Below are 24243 nucleotides of genomic sequence, written 5' to 3' on the forward strand. Positions count from 1 at the left end.
ACATGTTTCCAGCGCTGAACTCCAAAGCAAGTAACATCATCGTTGAGATGGTTGCCAATTTTAATGGATCGCACGAGGCGCTGTTGATAGGCTTGAGACAGAAAGGGGTATCAGCGCTTGCTGCTTCCTTCTGACGACGAAGAGGCAGAGTCATCATTAAAACCGCTCCGCGATCCGGGAAATTCCTCCATTCATGGCAAGCGGGTGCCATTGCGCCACTGGTTGACCGTTCGATCCATGCCCGGCTTTTGACCGCGTCCCTTGCGGGACTGGCTATCGCCGTCATCGCGGTGGTCACACGATGGCAGCTTGGCCGGCAGATCGACGAGAGCGTTCATTATTTCGTCTCTCTCGGCGTGGCCGGTATGGTGCTCGTGGCGCTCAGGCCGGATATCGTGGTGTTGGCGGGCGTCACGCTCGTTACCCTTACGACGCTCGCAATCGTTGACGGTTGGCCGACCGTGGCAGAACAGTGGGTTGCCCTGTTCCTGTTTCTCGCCGCCATGGCTCTGCTTTGGCGGAATCACCATCGTACTCTCTCACGCGCTCGCGATCTCGCGGACGGGACGAGGATGCTGGCCGCAGAACTGAACCTGCTCATCGATGGGGCGGAAGATTATGCGATCTATATGCTCGATGCTGAAGGACGGGTCACGATCTGGAACGGGGGCGCCGAGCGTCTGAAAGGCTGGACAGAGGCCGAGATGGCCGGCCAGCTTACAGATCGGTTTTATCCGGCCGATGTCGTCGCCAGCGGCAAGCCGACGTCCTTGCTTGCCGAAGCACAACACCGTGGCAAGATCGAGATCGACGAGTGGCAGATTCGTAAGGATGGCAGTGAGTTTCTGGCTCACATTTCCATCACCGCGTTGAAAAAACCCGACGGATCGTTGGGCGGTTTCGCGACAATTGTCCACGACATCACCGACCAGCGAGCAACGCTGAGCTCTCTTCGCAACAGTGAAGCGCATCTTCGTTCGATTTTGTCGACGGTCCCCGATGCAATGATCGTCATCGATGAAGGCGGCACGATGGTGTCGTTCAGCACGGCGGCCGAGCGTTTGTTCGGTTACACTCAGGAGGAAGTCCTGGGTTCCAATGTCAGCATGTTGATGCCCTCGCCTTATCGCGAACGCCATGACGGTTTTCTCGAGCGCTATCTGCGTACAGGAGAGAGGCGCATCATCGGGATCGGACGCGTGGTTTTTGCACTGCGAAAGGATGGGACGACCTTCCCGATGGAGTTGTCGGTTGGAGAAGCGGCCGGCGAGAGCCAGCGGCTGTTCACCGGCTTCATTCGCGATCTGACGGATCGCCAAAGGACACAGGAGCGGCTAGAGCAGCTTCAATCCGAACTGATCCACGTCGCGCGCGTCAGCGCGATGGGGACGATGGCGTCGACGCTCGCCCATGAGCTGAATCAGCCGATCACCGCCGTAGCCAACTATCTCGAAGCGGTCCGGGACCTGCTCGACCAGCCAGATCCCGATGATCTGCCCGACATCCGGGAGGCGCTGACAGACGCCGCGGGGGAAGCGATGCGCGCGGGTCATATCGTGCGCCGTTTGCGTGATTTCGTTGCCAGGGGGGAGGTCGAGAAGACTGTCGAGAACTTGCCCAACCTCATTAACGAAGCGGCTGCCTTCGGCCTGATGGGCGCGGGCGAGAAATCGATCGAAACCCGCATGGACATCGATCACGAAGCTGCGACGGTCCTCGTCGATAAGGTCCAGATCCAGCAGGTCCTCGTGAACTTGATCCGCAATGCGGTCGAGGCCATGAATGCGCGCGCCAGGCCTGTGCTCACCATCCGCACCGGTCCCGACCAGGCGGGTTTTGTGCGTGTCACGGTGTCCGATACCGGCACGGGAATGGCCCCCGAGGTCGCTGCCCAGCTCTTCAAGGCCTTTGTCAGCACCAAGTCGGACGGCATGGGGTTGGGTCTCTCGATTTGTCGAACGATTGTCGAAGCCAATGGCGGGCGCATCTGGATGGAGCCTGCGGAAGGGGGCGGCACGCAATTCCATTTCACACTGGTCAGGGCAGATAGGGAGCAATCTTATGGAGGATAAGCGGATCGTCCACATCGTCGACGATGAAGATGCAATCCGTCGATCTGCCGGTTTCATGCTCAAGAAATCAGGTTTCTCGGTCGAAACCTGGTCCTCCGGTGTTGAATTTCTGAAAGACGTGAGGAACGCGGCCGAGGGCTGCATTCTCCTCGATGTGCGTATGCCTCAGATGGATGGGCTCGAAGTCCAAAAGGAATTGAACGAACGCGGTATCGCGATGCCCGTCATCATCCTGACCGGGCATGGCGATGTGTCGATCGCTGTAAGCGCGATGAAGGCCGGCGCAGTCGACTTCATCGAGAAACCGTTCGAGAAGGCGGTGTTGCTCGCGGCTATTGAAAGTGCCTTCGAACGGCTTGCCGACGTTGAAGGCAGGGCAACCCGCGCCGCCGACGCAACGATCCGCATCGCCGCTCTGTCCGGGCGCGAACAGGATGTGCTCAAGGGGCTTGCGCGAGGACTGCCAAACAAGACGATCGCTTATGATCTTGGGATTTCGCCGCGCACCGTAGAGGTGCATCGCGCCAACCTCATGACCAAGCTGGGCGTTCGCAGCCTGTCGGAGGCGCTCCGTATCGCGTTTTCCGCGGGGATCACGGGCTGAGGATCGGGACACTTACGTAGCGACCCGGGGATCGTTTCCTGACATCGTCCGAGGGACCAGCAATGCCGCTGGGCCGATGGTGTGAGATGTCAGGCGAGAATATTGCGGCCCCGTTGCGGGAACGCCCGCGTCTTCTTCTGGTCGAGGATGACGCCGGTGTTCGCCGTTCACTGCAGCTTCTCTTTCGTGCGCAGGGTTTTGACGTCCGGGCCTATGCGGCTGGTGCGGCGCTTCTGGACGATCCGTTATCGGGGGATGCCTGCTGCTTCGTTGCTGATTTTCGATTGGAGCAGAGCGATGGCATCGAGGTGCTTTGCCGCCTGCGCGAACGTGGCTGGCCGGGTCCAGCCATACTCATCACCGCGTTCCCATCGGCCGAACTGACCGAGCGTGCCTTGGCGCAGGGGTTCGCCCAGGTTCTGGAAAAGCCCCTGCGGGAACATGCGCTGACTGGCGCGCTTGCCAGGCTGACGGGCGTGGGAAAGCGCATTTGAAACGACGCTCGACCAAAAGGGAGTGCGCAGCATAACAGGAGAAACGTGTGACAGCAGCGGAACAGAAACAGCAGGCGCCCTATGATCTGGTTGGAGGGGCCGTCGTCGTCCGGAATATCGTAGACCGCTTCTATGATCTGATGGATCAGGAGGACGCCTATCGGGAGTTGCGTGCGCTACACGCCCCGGAGTTGGGGCCGATGCGCGTTTCGCTTGCCGGTTTTCTCAACGCATGGCTGGGCGGACCGCGAGATTGGTTTGATGATCACCCTGGCGTTTGCATGATGTCGGCCCATGCGCGCCTGCCGATCACTGGTGAGACAGCGGATCAGTGGTGTGACGCGATGCGCCGCGCCATCGCTGATTCGACGGTAGATCCTGCCCTGGGCGTCAAGATGGCCGAAGCCTTGTCGAACATGGCGCAGGGCATGGCGGCGCGTGCCGCGTCGGCAGCGTGACCCCGCGGCGCGAACAGGCGAAGAAATCACTATGACCGAGATGTTCGCGATGCAGCTCGAAGCGGTCGGCACGCCGCTGCGGCTCGTTGCGCGACAGGTTCCAACGCCTGGTCGAGGCGAGCTTCTCATCGAGGTCGCTGCTTGCGGCGTCTGCCGAACCGATCTGCATATCGTCGATGGGGAGATCGAATCCCGCCTCCCCATCGTTCCCGGGCACGAAATTGTCGGCATCGTTGTTGCGGCGGGGGAAGGGGTCGCCGATGTCGCGATCGGTGATCGCGTCGGCGTTCCCTGGCTCGGACATAGCTGCGGCCATTGCGACTATTGCCGAACAGGTCATGAAAATCTGTGCGATAGTCCCGCATTCACGGGATGCACCCGGGATGGCGGTTATGCGACCCATACGGTTGCGGACGCTCGCTTCTGCTTCAGGATACCCGACGCCTTTTCCAATGAAGAAGCCGCGCCCTTGCTGTGCGCCGGGCTGATCGGCTGGCGGTCCCTGCGCGCTGCGGGGGAGGGAACGCGGATCGGTCTCTACGGATTTGGCGCCGCCGCGCATATCATCGCCCAGATTGCGCTGTGGCAGGGCCGGGCGGTTTATGCCTTTACCAGGGCGGGAGACGACGAGGGACAGGCTTTTGCGCGATCACTCGGCTGCGCCTGGGCCGGATCATCGGAGGATGACCCGCCCGTGGAACTCGATGCGGCGATCCTCTTTGCCCCCGTCGGTGATCTTGTTCCGCGCGCGCTGCGTGCAGTCCACAAGGGAGGCAGGGTGATCTGCGCAGGGATCCACATGAGCGACATTCCGTCGTTCCCCTATGCTGACCTCTGGGGTGAGCGAACCATTGCATCGGTGGCTAATCTGACCCGCGAAGACGGCACAAGCTTTTTCGAGATCGCGCAGAAAGCCAACGTCAAATCCGTGACGACGGTCTTTCCGCTGGCTCAAGCCAATGTCGCGCTTGAGCGGTTGCGCAGTGGCGCCGTTGTTGGAGCGGCCGTCCTGGTGCCATCGAACTACGCGAAGGCTTGAGTATGCACTCGCCGCGAAGCGCCCTCTTCACGGCCCCAGGGGCGAGTGCGCGTCACGCGGTGCCTCTGTAAAGTTACGGAGTGCGGTCATCAATGGCCGGGGCCATGATGCGATCATGAGCAGCATTTCACAGATCAAACATGTGCTCGTCGTCGTGGACGGTGCAGAGCATTCCCTGACCGCCGTTGATCAGGCGCTTGCCTATGCCGGTATGCATGAAGCGGCGCTTACGATCGTCGTCGTGACCGAAAATCTCGCATTCGCCGCGGCGGCTGATGCGATGGCTTTCGCGCAGGCCATCACGGTATCCGAGGACCAGCGCGACGAACATCTGGCGGCCGTTCGCGAACGAACCAGGAATACCGCGATCGAAGTAGAGGTTCACTCGGTGTTCGAGGCCAGCGGGCTGATACCCGGTCTCGTGAAGGCTGAAGGCCAGTACGCGGATATCGCGCTGATTCCGGGTGTCGGGCGCTGGCAAAGGGATGGCTTGAGGCGCCGTATCTCCGAGGCGCTTCTGTTTACGGGCGTGCCGACGGTCATTTTGCCGGCCTCCTGGAATCCTGGTCCCATCGATCACGCCGTATTGGGCTGGAACGCATCACTTGAATCGTTCCGCGCCGCGAGGGCGCTTCTCAATCTGGCCGAACCCGATGCCCGTATCGACGTTGCGATTGTCGATGATCCGGGTGTCGAATCCGGGGAGCACCGGGGCGGTGTCCAGATCGCCCGCCTTTTCGCGCGACATGGCCATAGCGGCGGCGTTTGTCCGATCAGCTCATCCGGTAAGGATACGTCGGCTGTCCTTCAGAATTACGCAGTGGAGCAGAAAGCCGATGTGCTCGTGATCGGTGGCTATGGGCGTTCGCGCGCACTCGAGTTCGTGCTTGGCGGCGTGACGCGGGAACTGATCGATCATCAGCGCCTGCCGATCGTTTTCGTACACTGACTGGCGAACCCGTCTAACGGTTGAACGGAGGAGATCATGAAAGCTCTCGTTTATCATGGCCCCGGCGAGAAGAGTCTCGAGGATCGCCCGAGGCCGGCCTTGCAGGCACCCGGCGATGCGATCGTGCGGATCACGAAGACCACCATTTGCGGCACCGACCTGCACATCCTGAAGGGGGATGTGCCGACGTGCGAGCCGGGCAGGATCCTCGGACATGAGGGTGTCGGGATCGTGGAGGAGGTCGGAACCGCGGTTGGAGCCTTCAAGCCCGGAGATCATGTCCTGATCTCCTGCATCACCTCTTGTGCCCGGTGTGAATATTGCCGGCGCGGCATGTATTCGCATTGCGTCGAGGGCGGCTGGATATTGGGCAACAGGATCGATGGCACGCAAGCCGAATTCGTGCGCATCCCCCATGCCGACAACAGCCTTCACGCGATCCCGCCGGGGGCCGATGAGGATGCCCTCGTCATGCTGAGCGACATTCTTCCGACGGGCTATGAGTGCGGCGTCCTGAACGGGAAGGTTGCACCGGGCAGCAGCGTCGCGATCGTCGGCGCTGGACCGATCGGCCTGGCGACCCTGCTGACTGCGCAATTTTATGCACCGGCCCGGATCATCATGATCGATCTCGACGACAATCGCCTCGCCGTCGCGCGCAAGTTCGGCGCGACGGACACGTTCAACAGCGGACGTGATCCGGTCGTGAGCCTGGTTCGAGAGCTCACCGACGGCAAGGGGGTCGATACGGCTATCGAAGCAGTCGGGATCCCTGCGACATTCGCGTTATGCGAAGAACTGGTCGCGCCCGGCGGGGTAATTGCCAATGTCGGTGTCCACGGCGCCAAGGTCGACCTCCATCTGGAGGAACTCTGGTCGCGCAACATCACCATCACCACCCGGCTCGTCGACACCGTCAGCACGCCGATGCTCCTGAAGACGGTCGAGGCCAAGCGCCTGCGGCCCGAACAGCTCGTCACCCATCGTTTCGTGTTGTCGGACATATTGGAGGCGTATGAGACGTTCGCGCGCGCAGCCGATACTCATGCCTTGAAGGTGGTGATCGACACGTGATCGGGGTTTCCAGCGATATTCCGGGCGATGCGCAGCAATTCCATCCGAATATAGGGAGTTCCGAACCGGCGGAACCATCGTTCGCGCGCGCGCGCCGGCTGCGCCTTCACACGCATCATGAGCTGGTCGCGATCATGCGGACCGACAGCCCGGTGTGCCATGCCGAGGGCCTTGCCGCGCACACCCAGGTCTATATCCGCAACGGCAGCCAGCCGATCGCGGCCACGCTCTATCAGGTGGAGGGCGACTTCCTGGCCGGCGACGAGATCGGTCTGTCCGAAGCGGCCTGGGTCGCGCTTGGCGTGGAGGAGGGAACCGTTGTCCAGGTCGGTCATGCGCCGCCCCTCGAATCGATCGCCTGCGTCCGCCAGCGCATCTACGGACACAGGCTGAACGGGGCCGCGCTGACCAGCATCGTCGGTGACGTGGTGGCGGGCCGCTATGCCGATGTGCACCTCGCCGCCTTCCTCACGGCTACCGCCACGCTTCCCTTCGACGAGGACGAGACCTACCATCTCACCAGGGCGATGGTCGAGGCCGGCGACCGTTTGCGCTGGCCGAGCGAGATCGTCGTCGACAAGCATTGCGTTGGCGGTCTGCCGGGCAACCGCACGAGCCCGATCGTCGTCGCCATCGCTGCCGCCTGCGGTCTGACCATGCCCAAGACGTCGTCGCGGGCGATCACGTCCCCGGCGGGAACGGCCGATACCATGGAGACGCTCACCCGGGTCGATCTCGACCTTGGCGCCATGCAGCGCGTGGTGGCGGTCGAGGGCGGCTGCCTCGCCTGGGGCGGCGCGGTCTGCCTCAGTCCCGCCGATGACATCTTCATCGGCGTGGAACGCGCGCTCGACATCGATACGGAGGGGCAGCTCATCGCCTCCGTTCTGTCGAAGAAGATAGCGGCGGGCGCGACCCATGTGGTGCTCGACATTCCGATCGGGCCGACCGCCAAGGTGCGCAGCGTCGCGGCGGCCGAACGGCTGGAAGCCACGCTTGGCGCCGTCGCCGCCCGTTTTGGCCTTGTTATCCGCTGTGTCCAGACCGATGGCACCCAGCCCGTCGGCCGGGCGATCGGGCCCGCCCTGGAGGCGCGCGACGTGCTGGCGGTGCTGACAGGCGATGCCGATGCTCCGCCGGGCCTTCGGGACCGCGCCTGCACGCTCGCCGGCGTGGTGCTCGAACTCGGGAAGGTCGCGGAAGAAGGCCAGGGACGCGCGCGCGCCGAACGCACATTGGCCGACGGCAGCGCCTGGGACAGGTTCCAAAGGATATGCCAGGCCCAGGGCGGCATGCGCACCCCGCCCACGGCCAGGCTCACCCATCCGATCCTGGCGGCGCATAGCGGCCGCGTCACCCATATCGACAATCGCCGGATAGCGCGCCTTGCGAAGCTGGCGGGCGCGCCCGACTCGCCGGCCGCGGGCATGCTTCTTCATGTTCGCCTGGGCGACGACGTTATCGCTGGCCAGCCTTTGCTGACCCTCCACGCCCAGTCGCAGGGTGAAATGGCTTATGCGCTGACCTACGCCGCCGCCAATGCCGACATGCTTGCGATCGTGCCATGACGGCGATGCTGTTTTCCATGCCCGGGAACGAACGGCTGGCCGCATCCATCGCGGAACATACCGGGTGGGCGACAGGCACGCTCGAGGTTCGCCGGTTTCCCGATCAGGAGAGCTATGTCCGGCTCCGCTCCGGGGTGTCGGGATCAGCCGTGGCCGTCATATGCACGCTCGCGCGGCCCGACGACCAGATCATGCGGCTGCTCTTTGCTGCAAGGCTGCTGCGCGAGAGCGGGGCGCGGTCGGTCCATCTCGTGGCGCCTTATCTTGCCTATATGCGACAGGATCGGCGGTTCAAGGATGGCGAAGCGCTGACGTCCCGCCAGTTCGCCCAGCTCCTTTCATCCGAGTTCGATGGGCTCGTGACCGTCGATCCGCATCTCCACCGCTACGCGGATCTGGGGGAGATCTATTCGATGGAGACGGCTTCGCTCGCGGCATCTCCGCTTCTGGCGGACTGGGTCCGGGCCAATGTCGATGCACCGCTCATCATAGGACCCGACAGCGAGAGCGAGCAGTGGGCGGGCGCAATCGCCAGGCTTATCGGAGCGCCCCATGCGGTCTTCGCGAAATCGCGGCGCGGTGATCGGGACGTCCTTATCGCGGCCTCGGACCTGGGGGCATGGAAAGGCCGCACGCCGATCCTCGTCGATGACGTGATTTCGTCGGGACACACCCTTGCCAACGCCGCGCACGAGATCATCGACCAGGGCTTCCCTCCGCCGATCTGCCTGGCTGTTCACGGCCTCTTCGCGGCTGGTGCCGAGGCTTTGCTCAGGGAAGTCGGCTGCCGCATGGTTACGACCGAAAGTATCTCGCATGCCAGTAACGCGATCACTCTTGGCGCACTGCTTGGCGATGCGCTGGCCCGGCAGATGGAAGGGGGCGCCGGTCGGCTACGTATAACACCCGAATGAATCCCATCACGGCGCTGGGTAGCAGGAATAGCTCAAAGCTGGAGGGACATATGGCTATCAAGGACATTCTCGCCGTCGTCGATACCGGAGACAAGGACGAGCGGTTTTTGCGCGATGCGCTTGCCTTTGCCGAGTTCCACGACGCCAGCCTTGCCATCGTCGTGCTGTCGGCTCTCCCCGCGAGCGACTATGCCCTGACGGTTGCACTGCCTTATGTACTTCTTCCCGATTATACTGAAGCGGTGGAGGCGAAGCAGCAGCGGATCGCGATGCTCGCCCGCTCCACGAACGTAGAGGTGAGGACGATTTCGGACCAGCCGGCGGTGATCTTCGCCAAGACCGCGGTCTATGCCCGTTATGCCGACCTCGTCCTGTTCGGTCCTTCGGACAATTACGACCATCCGCCAATTCGACGTGATACGCTTGAGCGTTGCCTGTTCGCATCTGGGCGTCCCGTTCTGATCCTGCCCACCGGCTATAAACCGGCCGCCATCGATCACTTGGCGATCGGCTGGAATGCGACCCGCGAGGCGACGCACGCGCTGCGCGACGCGACCATGTTCGCGGCGCCTGGGGCAAGGATCGATATACTCATCCTCGATGCGAAGCCGACGGTCCAGGGCCACGGTTCCGAACCGGGAGCCGATGTCGCCCACCATCTCGCCCGGCATGGCTTTACGTCGACCGTAGTTCCCATCCAGGGCGGTGACGTGTCGGATGCGGAGGCGCTGGTCGAAGCGGCTCACCGGCGTGGCGCCGGGATGCTCGCGCTTGGCGCTTATGGCCACTCTCGCCTGCGCGAGATGATCCTGGGCGGCGTCACGCGCGACCTGCTCACTGGCGCGCCGCTGCCGCTGCTGTTTGCGCATTGAAGCCCATTCAATCGGCGGCACGCAAGCGCGGAACCGCGGGCCGGGAATGAAACCGGTCCGCACGGTCTTCGCTCCGCATGCTCAACACGAGATGGTTTGATGTAATACGAAAGAGATTTGATGTCAGGACCCATGGAAACTTCCGAAGTGCGCTGGCATATGCTGTCAACCAGCGAAGTTGCCACGGCACTCGACGTCGGTTGTGCGGGTCTCTCTTCTCCGGAGGTGGATCGGCAATCGGCCCGCTTTGGGCCGAACGCGCTACCCCGGTCGGCGCGTCGCAATGTGTTCCTTAGGTTCCTCGCGCAATTCCATAACACGTTGATCTATGTGCTTCTTGCCGGGGCATTGGCCGCAGCGCTGCTCGATCACATGATCGACGCGGTGGTCATCGTCGCCGTCGTGATCGTGAATGCGGTGATCGGGCATATCCAGGAAGGAAAGGCTGAACAGGCGCTTGAGGCCATCCAGCAGATGATCGCGCCCAAGGCCAGCGTGGTGCGTGACGGCGTGAGGCAAACGATTCCCGTCCGCGAGATCGTGCCCGGCGATCTCGTGATGATCGAGGCCGGTGATCGCGTTCCCGCCGATCTCAGGCTTCTCCATGCGCGGCGAATGCTTATCGACGAGGCGCTGCTGACGGGCGAATCGGTGGCTGCCGAAAAGCAGGAAGCGGTGCTGCCCGAGCAGACCGATTTGGCGGATCGGCGTAATATGGCCTTTTCGGGCACGATGGTTGCGGCTGGGCACGCAAGCGGGCTCGCTGTTGCCACCGGATCTCGCACGCAGATCGGACGGATCAGTTCGCTTATCCAGTCGGTCGAACAACTGGCAACCCCGCTGCTGAAGCAGATCGACGGTTTTGCCCGGCGCTTCACCTGGTTCGTACTCGCGGGGGGGCTTGCGCTGTTCGCCTTTGCCGTTCTGGCGCGGAATTACGATTGGATCGACGCGCTGATCGCCGTGGTCGCGCTCGCCGTGGGGATCGTGCCGGAAGGGCTGCCGGCGGTCATCACGATTACTCTCGCGATCGGCGTGCGGCGGATGGCGGGGCGCAACGCCGTCATCCGAAAGCTCCCGGCCGTCGAAACGCTCGGCGCGACCTCGGTGATATGCACCGACAAGACCGGCACGCTCACACGCAACGAAATGACGGCCCGCCGCGTCATCACCGAGCGGCATACGATGATCGCGAGCGGATCCGGCTATGTTCCCGATGGTCAAATCCGGATCGTCGGGTCCGGGGACCAGGCAGAGGCTATGGCCGATGCGATGCCACTGATCCGCTGCGGGCTGCTGTGCAACGATGCCGCGCTGCGCAAGGTCGGTGCGGAATGGCGTGTCGAGGGCGATCCGATGGAGGGGGCCCTCTTCGCCCTGGCAATGAAGGCGGCCATCGATCCGGAGCAGGAGCGGGCGGAATGGGAGCGGCTCGACGAGATTCCCTTCGACGCCGCGCATCGGTTCATGGCGACGCTCTGCCGGGGTTCCAACGGCACGCGCTTGCTGTTCGTGAAGGGCGCGCCCGAAGCGCTCTTGGCGATGACCGCGCCCGACAATTGTTCCTATTGGGAGAGTTCCATCGCTACCGCCGGAAGCGATGGCGAGCGCGTTCTCGCCTTCGGCGCGAAGGAAATGCCTGCCGGCAGCGAACGGATCTCGTTCGAAGATCTCTCGACTGGCGTGTGCCTCCTGGGCCTTGTCGGCTTCATCGATCCGCCTCGTGCGGAGGTCAAGGACGCCATCGCCGAATGCCGGTCCGCCGGAATCGGCGTCAAGATGATCACTGGCGATCATGCGGCGACGGCGCTGGCGATCGCCCGGCAACTCGACCTTGCCGACGACCCGCGCGTGCTGACCGGGCTGGAACTGGAAAAGCTTCCGGACACCGAACTGGAGCAAGCGGTCGCGGATGTCTCGGTCTTTGCCCGGACCAGCCCGGAACATAAATTGCGGATCGTCCGTGCGCTGCAGGCTCAGGGAAAGATCGTCGCGATGACGGGGGACGGCGTGAACGACGCGCCGTCCCTCAAGCAGGCCGACGTCGGGGTCGCCATGGGCATCAAGGGCACCGAAGCGTCGAAAGAAGCGGCTTCCATGGTGCTGCTCGACGATAATTTTGCCTCGATCGTCAGCGCCGTTCGCGAAGGCCGAACGGTCTACGACAACATTCGCAAGGTCATTTCCTGGGAAATCCCTACGAACGGCGGTGAAACACTGGCGGTCGTATTGGCGATCCTGCTGGGCTTCGCGCTGCCGATGACGGCGACGCAGATCCTCTGGGTGAACCTCGTCCTCGCCGCCACGCTCGGCCTCGTGCTGGCGTTCGAGCCCACGGAACCCGGTGCGATGTTGCGCCGGCCACGGGAGCGCGGCGCGCCGTTGCTTTCGCCGTTCCTGCTTTGGCGTGTCCTTCTCGTCTCTGTGCTGTTCGCGGCCGTCACTCTCGGAATCTTTTTCCATGTTCTGGCGCAAGGCCGGAGCCTGGAGATGGCGCGCACCATGGTCGTCAACATGTTCATCATCGCGGAGATCTTCTACCTCTTCAACGTCCGCTATCTCCACATGACGTCCCTGACATGGCGCGGCGCGATCGGTACTCCCGCCGTGTTGATCGCGATCGGCGTTCTCGTCATCGGCCAGGCGCTCTTCACCTATGCGCCGTTCATGAACGCGATTTTCCACTCGCAGCCGCTGGGCTTCGCGGACTGGGTGTTGCTGGTGGCGTGCGGCATGCTTCTCATGCTGTCGCTGGAGGTGGAGAAGCATGTGATGCGGCGACTGGGCTGGTTTAGCGAACTTAATAATCAGGAGGACATGCCATGACGCGTGACGGTTTCCCTAAATGCATCGCGCTCGCGACCGACCTCAGCCATCGTTGCGACCGCGCCTTCGATCGCGCCCTGCTGGTAGCCCAGGCATGGCGGGCGGAGCTTATGGTCATCCACGCGCTGAACCCGCCGGAAGACGGGATGCTGTCCGTCCGACTCGGCGATCTGCCGTCCTGGCGTCGGCCTCTCGAAGACCCGGTGCGGGCGGCGCGCCATCGCATCTACCACGACCTTGTTCGCGAGGCGCCGCCAATCGACATTTCGGTCCACGTCGAAACCGGCTCGCCGGCACCGGTCGTCCTCGATATCGCCGGAAAGGGCGAGGCGGGCCTGATCGTCACCGGCGTGGCTCGCGATGGGCCGCTGGCCCGGATGCTGCTCGGCGATACCGTGGACCGGCTGATCCGCAAGGCGCCCGTTCCGATCCTGATCGTACGCGACCGCGCTTTCGAGCCTTACCGCGCCATGGTGGTCGCGACAGATTTCTCCGCGCCCGCCCGGATCGCTCTGGAGACCGCCGTCCGCTTTTTTCCCGATGCGGCTATCTCCCTTTTCCACGCCTACGATGTGCCCTTCGCGGGCTATCTCGGCCGATCGGAAATCGAACGGCAATTCGAGGGTTATGGCGAGGCTGCGGCCGACAAGTTCCTTGCCGAAGCGGGACTGTCTGATGTGGCGGCCCGGAACGTCACGCGCATGATCGAGCACGGGGTTCCCGAAGCGCTGCTTCGCGACCGTGCGGAAAATGCCGCACGTCACCTGACGGTCGTTGGAACCCATGGCGGTGGCCTCGTCTATGAGGCTATGATCGGCAGTACGGCGCGCAAGATCCTTGATGCGGTCCCGGGCGATGTCCTCCTCGTACCCGATCCCGCCAGGCGCAAGGTGAACCCGGCCGGATGACGCTGGCGATCGTTTCCAGCCTCATGGGGCTCGCCGCCCTGATCGCTGGTGCGGAGTGGCTGGTGAGGGGAGGCTCGGCGCTGGCCGCGCGGCTGGGCGTTTCGCCGCTGCTCATCGGCCTCACGATCGTGGCGCTGGGAACGAGCACGCCCGAACTCGCCGTCGGGATCGAGGCGGCGCTCCAGGGAAACGGCTCGCTCGCGGTTGGCAACATCGCCGGCACCAACACCGTCAACATCCTCCTTATCCTCGGCCTCAGCGCGATGCTGCAACCACTTGCCATTCGGATGCAGACGCTGCGTCTGGAACTGCCTGTCATCGTCATCGCGTCGGCCGCGCTACTCGTCTTTGCCTGGGACGGTGTGCTCTCGCGCCTTGAGGGGCTGTTTTTGATCACGATGGGAATGGCCTTCACGCTGACCGTCATTCGCGTCGCCCGGCGGGAAAGCATCACGGTGAAGCTGGAGTTCGCGCGGGAATTCGCGGCGCCGCGCTTTTCCCGCCGCCACGGTTTCTCCGCAATGGCGATGCTGGCCATCGGCCTCGTCGTGATCGTCGTGGGCGCCAACTGGCTGGTGGATGGTGCGGTCGCGCTTGCCCGGTTGTGGAACGTATCGGACGCCTTTATCGGACTGACGATCGTTGCGATCGGTACTTCCGCTCCTGAACTCGTTACGACGATCATTTCGACGATTCGTGGCGAGCGCGACATCGCGATCGGCAATCTGATCGGCAGCAGCGTTTACAATATTCTGGTGATTCTCGGCGCGGCCTGCCTGTTTCCGTCGAACGGGATCGAGGTCAGCGCGCAACTGATCCGGGTCGACATCCCGGTCATGTTGGGGGTCGCGCTGGCCTGCATTCCCGTATTCATCAGCGGACGCCAAATTTCGCGGTTCGAGGGTGGAATGTTTGTGAGTGCCTACTTGCTATATCTTGCCTATTTGATCAATGATCGGATTTAACCGATAAGGAAAGCGCGAGGGCATCTTTTGACAACGCCGCGATTTTCCCGCCTTTCGTCTATTATCCAGTGATTTTGGGTCGCAGGCGGTGGCTGCTGCTGTCAGGTTGCTAACGCGGGTCTTTCGATCCCGGTAGAACTTCGCACCCTTTCGATCGGAGCCTTCGCATTCGTGGACCCGCGATAGCGTAACGATTAGGGAAATCCCGGATAGACCCGAGCCCATCCGGGTCCCTCAATGGCGGCCATGATGAACATCGCGACCCTCACCCTGAACCCGACGATCGACGTCGCCTATGAAGTCGATCATGTCTACCACACCCGTAAAATGCGGACGAAGACAGAATTCTATTCGCCGGGTGGCGGGGGAATCAACGTGGCCCGTGTCTATGTCCGGCTCGGCGGGAACGCGCGGAGCTACTATCTTTCGGGCGGTGCAACCGGCCACGCGCTCGATGGTCTGCTCGACCTGCACCAGCTGGTGCGCAACCGTATCCCGATCAAGGGGCATACCAGGGTGGCCACCGCAGTGCTCGAGCGCGAAAGCGGGAAGGAATATCGCCTCGTTCCGTCCGGACCGATGGTCGAACCTGCAGAATGGCGGCAGTGCCTCAATCAGCTCCAGACGGCACAATGTGACTATCTGGTCGCGAGCGGTTCGCTCTCACCCGGCATTCCGGATGATTTCTATGGCCAGGTCGTCGCGATGATGACGGAACGCAATATACCGGTCGTGCTCGACAGTTCAGGCGCTGGCCTGCGCGGAGGCCTTGAGCAAGGCGGCGTCTTCCTCGTCAAGCCCAGCATTGGCGAGTTGCGCCAGTTCACCGGTCGGGATCTTCCCGACACGGAGTCGGTGGGACGGGCGGCCATGCAGATCGTCGGGGGCGGTCATGCGCAATATGTGGCGGTGACGATGGGGCACGAGGGCGCTCTCCTTGCCTCGGCCGAGCGCCAACTCCTGCTTCCCGCAGTGGACATCGAGGTCAGAAGCGCGGTCGGCGCGGGCGACAGTTTCCTTTCGGCGATGGTCTTTGCTATCTCCTCAGGCTGGGAGATCGAAGAAGCGTTCCGCTTCGGCATCGCGGCAGGCGCGGCGGCCGTGATGAATCCGGGGCACGATCTTGCGCGACCCGAAGACATCCGGCGGCTCTATTCGCAGGTCCGTGCAGCCTCCTGAACCTTGCGTTGAACTTGAGCGTACTCCACCGACCAGTTCATGATCGTGGTTCCCGGTCGCGAAATTCGCGACCGGTTCGGCGCACTGCCGGTCAAGTGTTCGGCTGTTTCGATTTCACGGCGTATTATTGTTTCGCTTGATCGGAGAACTGATCGAAGGCCTCGACCGCCTGCGCGGCATACATGAGGCTGGGGCCAGCGCCCATGTAGAGCGCCATGCCCATCGTCTCCATCACTTCATCGCGCGTGGCGCCATGCTTGACGGCGGCCTTCGAATGGAAGGCAACGCAGCCGTCGCAGCGGATGGCGACCGAGATGGCAAGAGCGATCAGTTCCTTGGTCTTGGCATCGAGCGCCCCGGCCTTGGTGGCCGCAGTCGCCATGGCGGAAAAGGCCTGCATCACGTCGGGCGTGCCGAGCCGCACTTCCTTGATGGCGCCATTCAGCTCGGTCGCCATTTTCGGCCAGTCCTTGTGCATATCGTCTCCTGTAAAGTTCAGCGTCCGAGAAGGGCAAGCAGTCGGTAAGCCGCGACGATGCGATCGCTTCGCGCGCGAGCTTCGCTGACCGCTGCGGCGGTTGCCTCGCGTTCGGCATCGAGCAGATCGAGCTGGGGCTTCATCCCCACGCGAACCTCGTGGCGCACGCTGTCGCGCGCCTGTCCGGCGGCAAGGGCTTGCTGGGAAGCAGCCGCTTCGACCAGGGCGGCCGAGCGCACCCCGGAAAAGGCGCTGATCGTCTGTTCATCGACGGCGGCGCGTGCGGCGCGCATACGCGCATCGGCGGCCCTGACCGCACTATCGGATTCGGTAATCTTGGCTGAGACTCGCCCGCCCGCGAATATCTGCCAGCGCGCCCGCACGCCGACCGTGGCGGCATCGGAGCGATAATCGGGAAAGAACTGGTCACGCACCGTCGAACCTTCGGCGAAGGCGCCGATCGTGGGCAGGCGTTCGGCCCGCGCGCCCCGCGCGCCGGCCTGGGCGGCATCCAATGCCGCTTCGGCTTGCGCCAGCGCCGGGTTGTTCCCGCGGGCGCTGTCGAGCGCTTCATCGAGCGAGGCAGGCAGGACCGGACTTGCCGGAATGGGCTGGAGATCCTGCGGGGCAAGGCCAGTGAGGTTGGTGAATCGCGCATCGGCCGAGATGGCAAAGCCGCGCGCGCCTTCAAGGGCTGCCTGTGCTTCGGCAAGGCGCGCCGCCGCCTGCGCAACATCGGTGCTGGGGCTTTCGCCTGCCTTGAAGCGGAGCCGGGCCTGGCGCTGGATCTCCTCCATCTGGCCGACCATCTGTTCATAGAGCGCTATCATTCGGTGCGTGGTCAGCACGTCGCCATAGGCTTGGACCGTCGCGACAACGATCTGGCTGCGGGTCATCGTTTCACCGGCGCGTGCTGCTTCGCTGCCCGCTTTCGCCTGTGCGATCCCGGCGCTGACCCTGCCGCCCATAAAGAGGGGCTGTTCGATAGTGAGCTGCGCCGCGCGCGGCGTGACGTTGGCCGCCGGAAGCCCGAAGAAACCCTGCGGATCGAGTCGTCCATAGCCGATCGTCCCGCTCAGCGTCGCGGTTGGCAGACCCTGGCCGCGTGCTTCCCTGATCCGGGCGTCGGCCGCATCGGCATCGGCCCCCGCCGCCTCGATTTCCGGCGCGTGGTTCACGGCGGCCGCAATGGCTTCTTCAAGCGTCGTTGCCTGCGCGGGCATGGCGACACTCGCCAGCAGGCCGGCGAGCAGGGGGAGGGGGATCGTCCGCCTGAGCGTCATTTGAAGGCGGTTCCCGGACGGACGCCGAACGCCTTGAACACCATCGCAGCCGGGCAGAAACCAGTGAAGCTTGCCTGAAGCATATTGAGGCCGGCAAAGGCGGTGAGCGCGATCCACCAGGGATGCACGGTCAGCGACAGGACGACGCCGAGCAGTACGACACAACCGGCGAACGCCATCACGGCACGATCGAGAGTCATCAGTCTCACTCCTTCGCTTGGGAAACCAGAAGCCGGGGCATCAGAAACGCAGCTTGCGGATGCCCATCGCGTGCATGGCGAGCTTTTCGTAGAAGGGCTCGCTCTCGCCCTTGCGGACCTTGCGCAGGAAATATTTCTCAAAGCCGACCTTGGCCAGATGGACCCATTTGCCGCTGGACGACCAGTTGACGTTGCGCGGCGGGATCTGCGGCTGGGCGACGAAGGCGACGCCTCCGTCGCCAAAATCGGCGAGACACACCGCGTTCCACGTCGCTTCCGCCGTCGGCTCCTGGCCGTCGAGAACCAGCGAGAGATTGGCGGCGATCGCCGTGACCATGGATTCGATCATGAAACCGGTCTTGGGCACGCCCACCGGAACCGGCGTCGGGCCGGTCGGCGGGATGGCGACACAGACACCGAGCGCGAATATCTCGGGGAAGGCCGGATTGCGCTGGTGCTTGTCGACGATGATGAAGCCGCGCGGATTGGCCAGCCCTTCGATATTGCTGACCGCGGGGACGCCCCGGAACGCAGGGAGCATCATCGAGAAGCCGAAGGGCAGGTCGTGCGTCTTCTTCACCGCGCCGTCCTCGCCGACTTCCTCGACGTGCATGACGCCGGGCTCGACCTTGGTGACGCGGGCGTTGGTGATCCATTTGATGTGGCGATCACGCAGCTCGCTCTCGAGCAGCGACTTGGTATCGCCGACGCCGTCGAGCCCAAGGTGGCCGATATAGGGTTCGGGCGTCACATAGATCATCGGCACCTTGTCGCGGATCTTGCGCTTGCGCAGTTCGGTGTCGAGGATCATCGCGAATTCGTAGGCCGGGCCGTAGCAGGACGCGCCCTGCACCGCGCCGACGACGATCGGGCCGGGATTTTGTGCAAAGGCATCGAACGCATCGGCGGCGGCTGAGGCGTGGGGCGTCTGGCAGATGGAGAGGGTATGGCCGCCATGCGGACCCAGCCCCTCGATCTCGTCGAACGCGAGTTCCGGGCCGGTAGCGATTACAAGATAATCGTAATTGATGGATGAGCCGTCATTGAGTTCGAGTCGCTTTTCGCCGGCATGCAGCCGCTTCGCGCCGACCGAGGTGAAGCCGATCTTCTTTTTGGCGAACACGGGAGGGAGGTGGACCTGGATGGCTTCAGGCTCGCGCCAGCGCACGGCGACCCAGGGATTGGACGGGATGAAGTTGTAGGTATCGCTATCGGATACCGTCATCACGTCGGCGCGGTCTTTGACGGCAGCCTTGATCTCATAGGAGGCGATCGTGCCTCCCAGACCCGCGCCCAGCACCACGATCAAAGGCTTGCCCATCTGCGATCCTTCCATGTCTCAATGGCATTGACGAATATCATCATTACACGTTATATGCAAATAACAAAGTTGAGGAAGCTGCCATGTTCGGATTCAAGAAACGTGATGCCCACCGTGAGATCGGCCCCGCCGAGCTGGACGCCATGCTGAAGGGCGGCAAGGCGCTCCTGATCGACGTGCGCGAGACAGGCGAGTTCGCCGCCGGCCACATACTGGGCGCAATAAACATGCCACTGTCGGGCTTTTCACCTCGTAACATCCCTGATCCCAAGGGCCGGACTGTCGTGCTGCAATGCGCGGGCGGAAAGCGCTCGGGCCAGGCACTCGATCAATGCGCGGCGGCGCAGAGCGCGATCGACACCCACCTCGCTGGCGGGATCGGTGCGTGGAAAGACGCCGGCTTCCCGGTCGTTGGTGATTGAGAGCCTGAAAGAGAACCAAAAAAGAGGGGTATCGGCGGCATGATGAGCGGCAGGGGCAAGTGGCTCTGGTTGGCGGGCGCCGCGCTGGCGCTGTCGGCATGCGGGAGCAAGCCGGAGCAGGAGCAGGCGGCGGCGACGCTACCCGCCGGGGAAACTCTGCGGCTCGCCGCAACCGAAATCCCGGACATGAAGGTAGTCGGCGCGGAGATCGCCACGCGCGACCAGGCCGAAGTGCTCGCCCGCATCCCCGGCATCCTCACGTCGCTTTCCGTCCGTGCCGGCGACACGGTGCAAAAGGGCCAGCGGATCGGCATGATCGTCGATTCGCGGCTCGGCTATGAGACAAGCGCCTATGGCGCCCAGACCGCCGCCGCCCAGGCCGAAGCCGCGCGGACCAATGCCGATCTCGCCCGCATTCGCGATCTCTATGGCCAAGGCGTCTATGCCAAGGCGCGCCTGGATCAGGCCGTTGCGGCCGCGCGCGCGGCCGATGCGCAGGTTGCTGCCGCTCGGGCGCAGCAGGGCGCAAGCGTCAGCGTCGCGGGGCAGGGGGCGGTGATCGCCCCGGCGAGCGGTCGGGTGCTTCGCGCCGATATTCCCGCCGGATCACCGGTGGCGCCGGGCATGTCGATCGCGACGGTTACCGCGGGGCCGCCGGTGCTGCGGTTGATGCTGCCGGAGTCGGTTGCCGGACAGGTCCATCCCGGTGCGCGCGTGATCGTCAATGAAGCGGATATGCCGTCCGGGCAGCGCGAAGGCAGTGTGGCGCAGGTCTATCCCGCGATCACTGGCGGCCAGGTCCGCGTCGATGCGACTTTGCCTGGGCTTTCCACCCAATTCATCGGCCGCCGCGTGAGCGCGTCGGTCGAGATCGGCACGCGCAAGGCGCTGGTCGTGCCGCGCTCCTTCATCACCACGCGCTATGGCATGGATCAGGTGCAGATCGTCGCGGAAGGCAAGCGGCTCAGCATGGTGCCGGTCCAGATCGCGCCGACGGCCGATCCCGCCCTGGTCGAGATATTGAGCGGTGCGGCCGCCGGCGACGTGCTGTTCGCCCCCGGTAAGCCGGCCAAGGCTCCGCGGCCATGAATCTCGGTGTTTCCGGTCGCCTCACCAGGGCCACTATCGCTTCCCCCCTGACGCCGCTGTTTCTGCTGGCGGCGATCGCTGTCGGTCTGCTGGCTCTTCTTTCCATCCCAAGGGAGGAGGAACCGCAGATCAGCGTGCCGATGGTGGACATTCAGGTGATGGCGCCCGGCCTGTCCGCCGCCGATGCGACCGAGCTGGTGGGCATTCCGCTCGAAACCATCGTCAAGAGCGTCGACGGGGTGGAGCATGTCTATACCCAGGCGCAGGACGATGGCGTAATGGTGACGGCGCGCTTCCTCGTCGGGTCGAACCCGGAGGATGCAGCGATCCGCATCGAGGAGAAGCTGCGCGCCAATTGGGATCGTAAGCCGGTCGGCATCCCCGATCCCAAGGTGACGGTGCGCGGCATTAACGACGTTCCCGCTGTCGTCCTGACCCTTGCCCCCAAGCCCGGCGCGGCAGGGCAGTGGAACGATGCCAGCCTCTACGAACTCGCCGCGAAGCTGCGCACCGAGATCGCCAAGGTCGACAATGTCGGGATCAGCTTCCTCGTCGGTGGCCGCCCCGAGGAAATCCGCATTGCGCCCGATCCGGCCAGGCTCCGCCAGTATGGCGTGCCGCTGGGGAGCGTGATCGAGGCCGCGAGCCAGGCCAATCGGTCCTTTCCGCTGGGTAATATCCGCGAGGACGGCAAGGCGGTCGGCGTCACGGCGGGCCGCACCCTGTCATCGGCGCAGGAGGTCGGACTTCTGACCGTGCGCTCTGCCTCCGGCTCGCCCGTCTATCTGCGCGACGTTGCCAGCGTAACGCAGGGGCCGCGCGAGGATCAGGCGCGGGCGTGGCGCTGGGCGAAGGAGGAAAACGGCAAGTGGCATAGCGCCCCCGCCGTCAGCATCGCCTTCGCCAAGCGCGCCGGCGCCAATGCCGTGGTGGTGTCCGATGCGATCCTCGAGCGCGTCGAGAGCCTGAAAGGCAAGCTCATCCCCGATGACGTCACGGTCGCCGTCACCCGCAACTATGGCGAGACGGCGAACGAGAAGGCCAACGAGCTGCTGTTCCATCTGGCGCTGGCGACCGTCTCCATCGTCGTGCTGATCGGCTTCGCGATCGGGTGGCGCGAGGCGGGCGTGACCGCCGTGGTCATTCCGACGACGATCCTGCTGACCATGTTCGCCTCGAACCTCATGGGCTACACCATCAACCGCGTCAGCCTGTTCGCGCTGATCTTCTCGATCGGCATCCTCGTCGACGACGCGATCGTCATGATCGAGAATATCGCGCGCCATTGGGCGATGGACGATGACCGCAACCGTACCCAGGCCGCGATCGAGGCGGTGGCGGAGGTCGGCAATCCCACGGTGGTCGCGACATTGACCGTGGTTGCGGCGCTGCTGCCGATGCTGTTCGTTTCCGGCCTGATGGGCCCCTACATGGCTCCCATCCCGGTCAATGCGTCGGCGGCGATGATCTTTTCCTTCTTCGTCGCCGTGGTCATTGCGCCGTGGCTGATGATCCGTTTTGCCCGCAAGACGCTCGGCTCTGGCCACGGCCATGACGAGAGCGGCGGCAAGCTGGGGCAGCTCTATGCCCGTGTCGCGCATCGCGTCATCGATACGAAGAAGTCCGCCCGCAATTTCCTGATCGCGGTGGGCGTGGCGACACTGGTCGCCTGCTCGATGTTCTATTTCAAGGCCGTTACCGTGAAGCTGCTGCCCTTCGACAACAAGTCGGAGGTTCAGGTCGTGGTCGATATGCCCGAAGGCACCGCGCTCGAAAACACGGGCCGCGTGCTGGAAGATGTTGCCGGCGTGGTGCGAGGCTTGCCCGAAGCGACGGCGATGGAGGCCTATGTCGGCACATCGGCGCCGTTCAACTTCAACGGCCTTGTCCGCCATTATTTCCTGCGCTCGCAGCCCGAGCAGGGCGATGTGATGGTGACGCTGCTGCCCAAGGGGGATCGCAGCCGGTCCAGCCATCAGATTGCGCTCGACCTGCGCCAGCGGCTGAAGGCGCTGCGCTTGCCCAATGGCGCATCTATCAAGGTGGTCGAGACGCCTCCAGGACCGCCCGTCCTCGCGACCCTGCTGGCCGAGGTCTATGGCCCCGACGAAGTCACGCGCCAGAAGACAGCGTCCGAGCTGGAAAAGATCTTCAAGTCCGTCCCCTTCATCGTCGACGTGGACAACAGCTTCGGCGAGGCGCGCCCGAAGCTCCGCCTCGACGTGCAGCGCGACCGGCTCGATTATTACGGCCTTTCCCAGCGGCAGGTCGCCGACAGCATCGGTATGCTCATGGGGAGCCAGACTGTCGGCTACGCGCCGCGCGGCGATGGCCGCAGCCCACTACCGATTACAATCGCGCTGGAACAGAAGGACCGCAGCTGGACGCAAGCCTTGTCGAGTATGCCTGTCGCACAGACGCCGGGCGGCCAGCTCATCGACCTTGGCGCGGTGGTCGAAGCGCGCACCGAGACGGGGAGTCCTGCGATCTTCCGCCGTGACGGTCGATATGCCGACATGGTCACGGCCGAGCTGGCCGGAGCCTATGAAGCGCCGATCTACGGCATGATCGAAGTGAACCGCGCGGTCGATGCCTATGACTGGGCGGCCAAGGGCCTCCAGAAGCCGGAAATCCGTCTCAACGGTCAGCCCGAGGATGAGAGCGTGCCGTCCCTGCTCTGGGATGGCGAATGGGAGATCACCTGGGTCACGTTCCGCGACATGGGCGGCGCCTTCATGGTCGCGCTGCTGGCGATCTACATCATCGTCGTCGCGCAGTTCAAAAGCTTCCGCCTGCCGCTCGTGATCCTGACGCCGGTGCCGCTCACGCTGGTCGGGATCGTCATTGGCCACATGCTGTTCCGTGCACCGTTTACGGCAACCTCGATGATAGGGTTCATCGCGCTCGCCGGTATCATCGTGCGCAACTCGATCCTGCTGGTCGACTTCATCCGCCATTCGGCCACGCCGGACAAATCGCTGCGCGACGTGCTGCTGGAAGCCGGCACGATCCGGTTCAAGCCGATCGTTCTCACGGCCGCCGCGGCGATGATTGGCGCGGCCGTGATCCTGACCGATCCGATCTTTCAGGGTTTGGCGATCTCGCTGCTGTTCGGCCTTGCGTCCTCGACGCTGCTGACCGTGCTGGTTATTCCGGCCATTTACATCGTGCTTCGAGATGATGGGAAACCCGCGACCAGATGATGCCGCTTGAGACGCCCCTTGCACAACTCGCCGAGCACGCCGCCCATGCGGCGAGCGTGCTGAAGCTGCTGGCCAATGAACAGCGTCTGCTGATCCTGTGCCGGCTGACCCAGGGCGAATTCTCCGTCGGGGAGATGGTGGAGTTGTGCGGGCAATCGCAATCCAGCGTGTCCCAGCATCTGGGGAAATTGCGAGAAGGGGGTCTGGTCAAGACCCGGCGCGAGGCGACGACGATCTACTACAGCCTTGCTGACAGCGACGTCCGCAAGTTGATCGACATGCTCTGCGATCGCTTCGGTCCCGGTGCTGGACAATCCTGAGAAAT

The 24243-nt window shown here is 63.6% G+C and carries 22 protein-coding genes; 18 read left to right on the top strand and 4 right to left on the bottom strand.

The features are described from left to right. Positions 1 to 248 precede the first annotated feature (248 nt). The 14 genes from BV95_RS00995 (at position 249) to BV95_RS01060 (ending at position 15922) form a co-directional block, all read left to right on the top strand. Positions 249 to 2072, top strand: a complete 1824-nt coding sequence (locus BV95_RS00995) for a PAS domain-containing sensor histidine kinase (protein ID WP_013846850.1) — start codon at positions 249 to 251, stop codon at positions 2070 to 2072. After that, positions 2062 to 2676, top strand: coding sequence for a response regulator transcription factor (locus BV95_RS01000; protein ID WP_013846849.1), 615 nt, complete (start codon positions 2062 to 2064; stop codon positions 2674 to 2676). Before BV95_RS00995 ends, BV95_RS01000 begins: the two co-directional genes overlap by 11 nt. A gap of 62 nt (positions 2677 to 2738) precedes the next feature. Further along, a complete protein-coding gene (locus BV95_RS01005; RefSeq protein ID WP_013846848.1) occupies positions 2739 to 3170 on the top strand; it encodes a response regulator transcription factor in 432 nt (143 codons plus the stop codon). A 47-nt stretch (positions 3171 to 3217) separates the two neighbouring features. Then, positions 3218 to 3628, top strand: coding sequence for a group II truncated hemoglobin (locus BV95_RS01010; RefSeq protein WP_013846847.1), 411 nt, complete (start codon positions 3218 to 3220; stop codon positions 3626 to 3628). 31 nt (positions 3629 to 3659) lie between these two features. Further along, on the top strand, positions 3660 to 4667 hold the full coding sequence (locus BV95_RS01015; protein WP_013846846.1) for a zinc-dependent alcohol dehydrogenase family protein: 1008 nt from the start codon (positions 3660 to 3662) through the stop codon (positions 4665 to 4667). A gap of 115 nt (positions 4668 to 4782) precedes the next feature. Next, positions 4783 to 5616 carry a universal stress protein gene (locus BV95_RS01020; protein ID WP_013846845.1) on the top strand — a complete coding sequence of 278 codons (834 nt, stop codon included), beginning with the start codon at positions 4783 to 4785 and terminating at the stop codon, positions 5614 to 5616. 36 nt (positions 5617 to 5652) lie between these two features. After that, on the top strand, positions 5653 to 6690 hold the full coding sequence (locus BV95_RS01025; RefSeq protein ID WP_013846844.1) for a zinc-dependent alcohol dehydrogenase family protein: 1038 nt from the start codon (positions 5653 to 5655) through the stop codon (positions 6688 to 6690). Then, entirely contained in the window at positions 6687 to 8258 is a 1572-nt protein-coding gene (locus BV95_RS01030; protein ID WP_425454911.1) for a thymidine phosphorylase family protein, read from the top strand. The genes BV95_RS01025 and BV95_RS01030 overlap by 4 nt, the downstream gene beginning before the upstream one ends. Beyond that, on the top strand, positions 8255 to 9172 hold the full coding sequence (locus BV95_RS01035) for a ribose-phosphate diphosphokinase (protein ID WP_051749578.1): 918 nt from the start codon (positions 8255 to 8257) through the stop codon (positions 9170 to 9172). The genes BV95_RS01030 and BV95_RS01035 overlap by 4 nt, the downstream gene beginning before the upstream one ends. Before the next feature lie 557 nt (positions 9173 to 9729). Beyond that, positions 9730 to 10044 carry a universal stress protein gene (locus BV95_RS24890; protein ID WP_373886340.1) on the top strand — a complete coding sequence of 105 codons (315 nt, stop codon included), beginning with the start codon at positions 9730 to 9732 and terminating at the stop codon, positions 10042 to 10044. Between the two features lie 132 nt (positions 10045 to 10176). After that, the gene (locus BV95_RS01045; protein WP_162849038.1) at positions 10177 to 12870 is read left to right on the top strand and encodes an HAD-IC family P-type ATPase; all 2694 of its coding nucleotides are present in this window, start codon (positions 10177 to 10179) and stop codon (positions 12868 to 12870) included. Beyond that, the gene (locus BV95_RS01050) at positions 12867 to 13778 is read left to right on the top strand and encodes a universal stress protein (protein WP_021246219.1); all 912 of its coding nucleotides are present in this window, start codon (positions 12867 to 12869) and stop codon (positions 13776 to 13778) included. The genes BV95_RS01045 and BV95_RS01050 overlap by 4 nt, the downstream gene beginning before the upstream one ends. Next, on the top strand, positions 13775 to 14743 hold the full coding sequence (locus BV95_RS01055; protein ID WP_030090329.1) for a calcium/sodium antiporter: 969 nt from the start codon (positions 13775 to 13777) through the stop codon (positions 14741 to 14743). Before BV95_RS01050 ends, BV95_RS01055 begins: the two co-directional genes overlap by 4 nt. Positions 14744 to 14989: 246 nt before the next feature. Further along, on the top strand, positions 14990 to 15922 hold the full coding sequence (locus BV95_RS01060) for a 1-phosphofructokinase family hexose kinase (RefSeq protein WP_030090330.1): 933 nt from the start codon (positions 14990 to 14992) through the stop codon (positions 15920 to 15922). Between the two features lie 124 nt (positions 15923 to 16046). On the opposite strand, the gene BV95_RS01065 is transcribed toward BV95_RS01060, so the two are convergent. The 4 genes from BV95_RS01065 to BV95_RS01080 are packed head-to-tail and all read right to left on the bottom strand — an operon-like array spanning position 16047 to position 19204. Continuing rightward, complete coding sequence (locus BV95_RS01065; protein WP_231746297.1) at positions 16047 to 16379, bottom strand: carboxymuconolactone decarboxylase family protein; 333 nt, start codon at positions 16377 to 16379, stop codon at positions 16047 to 16049. A 38-nt stretch (positions 16380 to 16417) separates the two neighbouring features. Beyond that, the gene (locus tag BV95_RS01070; RefSeq protein ID WP_030090332.1) at positions 16418 to 17683 is read right to left on the bottom strand and encodes a TolC family outer membrane protein; all 1266 of its coding nucleotides are present in this window, start codon (positions 17681 to 17683) and stop codon (positions 16418 to 16420) included. After that, complete coding sequence (locus BV95_RS01075) at positions 17680 to 17883, bottom strand: YgaP family membrane protein (protein WP_021246224.1); 204 nt, start codon at positions 17881 to 17883, stop codon at positions 17680 to 17682. The genes BV95_RS01070 and BV95_RS01075 overlap by 4 nt, the downstream gene beginning before the upstream one ends. Positions 17884 to 17923: 40 nt before the next feature. Continuing rightward, on the bottom strand, positions 17924 to 19204 hold the full coding sequence (locus BV95_RS01080) for an NAD(P)/FAD-dependent oxidoreductase (protein ID WP_030090333.1): 1281 nt from the start codon (positions 19202 to 19204) through the stop codon (positions 17924 to 17926). An 83-nt stretch (positions 19205 to 19287) separates the two neighbouring features. Between BV95_RS01080 and BV95_RS01085 the strand changes: the two genes are divergently transcribed. Genes BV95_RS01085 through BV95_RS01100 form a run of 4 tightly spaced genes read left to right on the top strand, consistent with a single transcriptional unit; the run spans position 19288 to position 24238 of the window. Next, the gene (locus BV95_RS01085) at positions 19288 to 19626 is read left to right on the top strand and encodes a rhodanese-like domain-containing protein (RefSeq protein ID WP_021246226.1); all 339 of its coding nucleotides are present in this window, start codon (positions 19288 to 19290) and stop codon (positions 19624 to 19626) included. 39 nt (positions 19627 to 19665) lie between these two features. Beyond that, a complete protein-coding gene (locus tag BV95_RS01090; protein WP_030090334.1) occupies positions 19666 to 20715 on the top strand; it encodes an efflux RND transporter periplasmic adaptor subunit in 1050 nt (349 codons plus the stop codon). Next, a complete protein-coding gene (locus BV95_RS01095; protein WP_030090335.1) occupies positions 20712 to 23918 on the top strand; it encodes an efflux RND transporter permease subunit in 3207 nt (1068 codons plus the stop codon). The genes BV95_RS01090 and BV95_RS01095 overlap by 4 nt, the downstream gene beginning before the upstream one ends. Beyond that, positions 23915 to 24238, top strand: coding sequence for an ArsR/SmtB family transcription factor (locus BV95_RS01100; protein ID WP_030090336.1), 324 nt, complete (start codon positions 23915 to 23917; stop codon positions 24236 to 24238). Before BV95_RS01095 ends, BV95_RS01100 begins: the two co-directional genes overlap by 4 nt. Positions 24239 to 24243: the final 5 nt, after the last annotated feature.

The organism is Sphingobium chlorophenolicum, assembly GCF_000722875.1.
Taxonomy (GTDB): Bacteria; Pseudomonadota; Alphaproteobacteria; order Sphingomonadales; family Sphingomonadaceae; genus Sphingobium; species Sphingobium chlorophenolicum.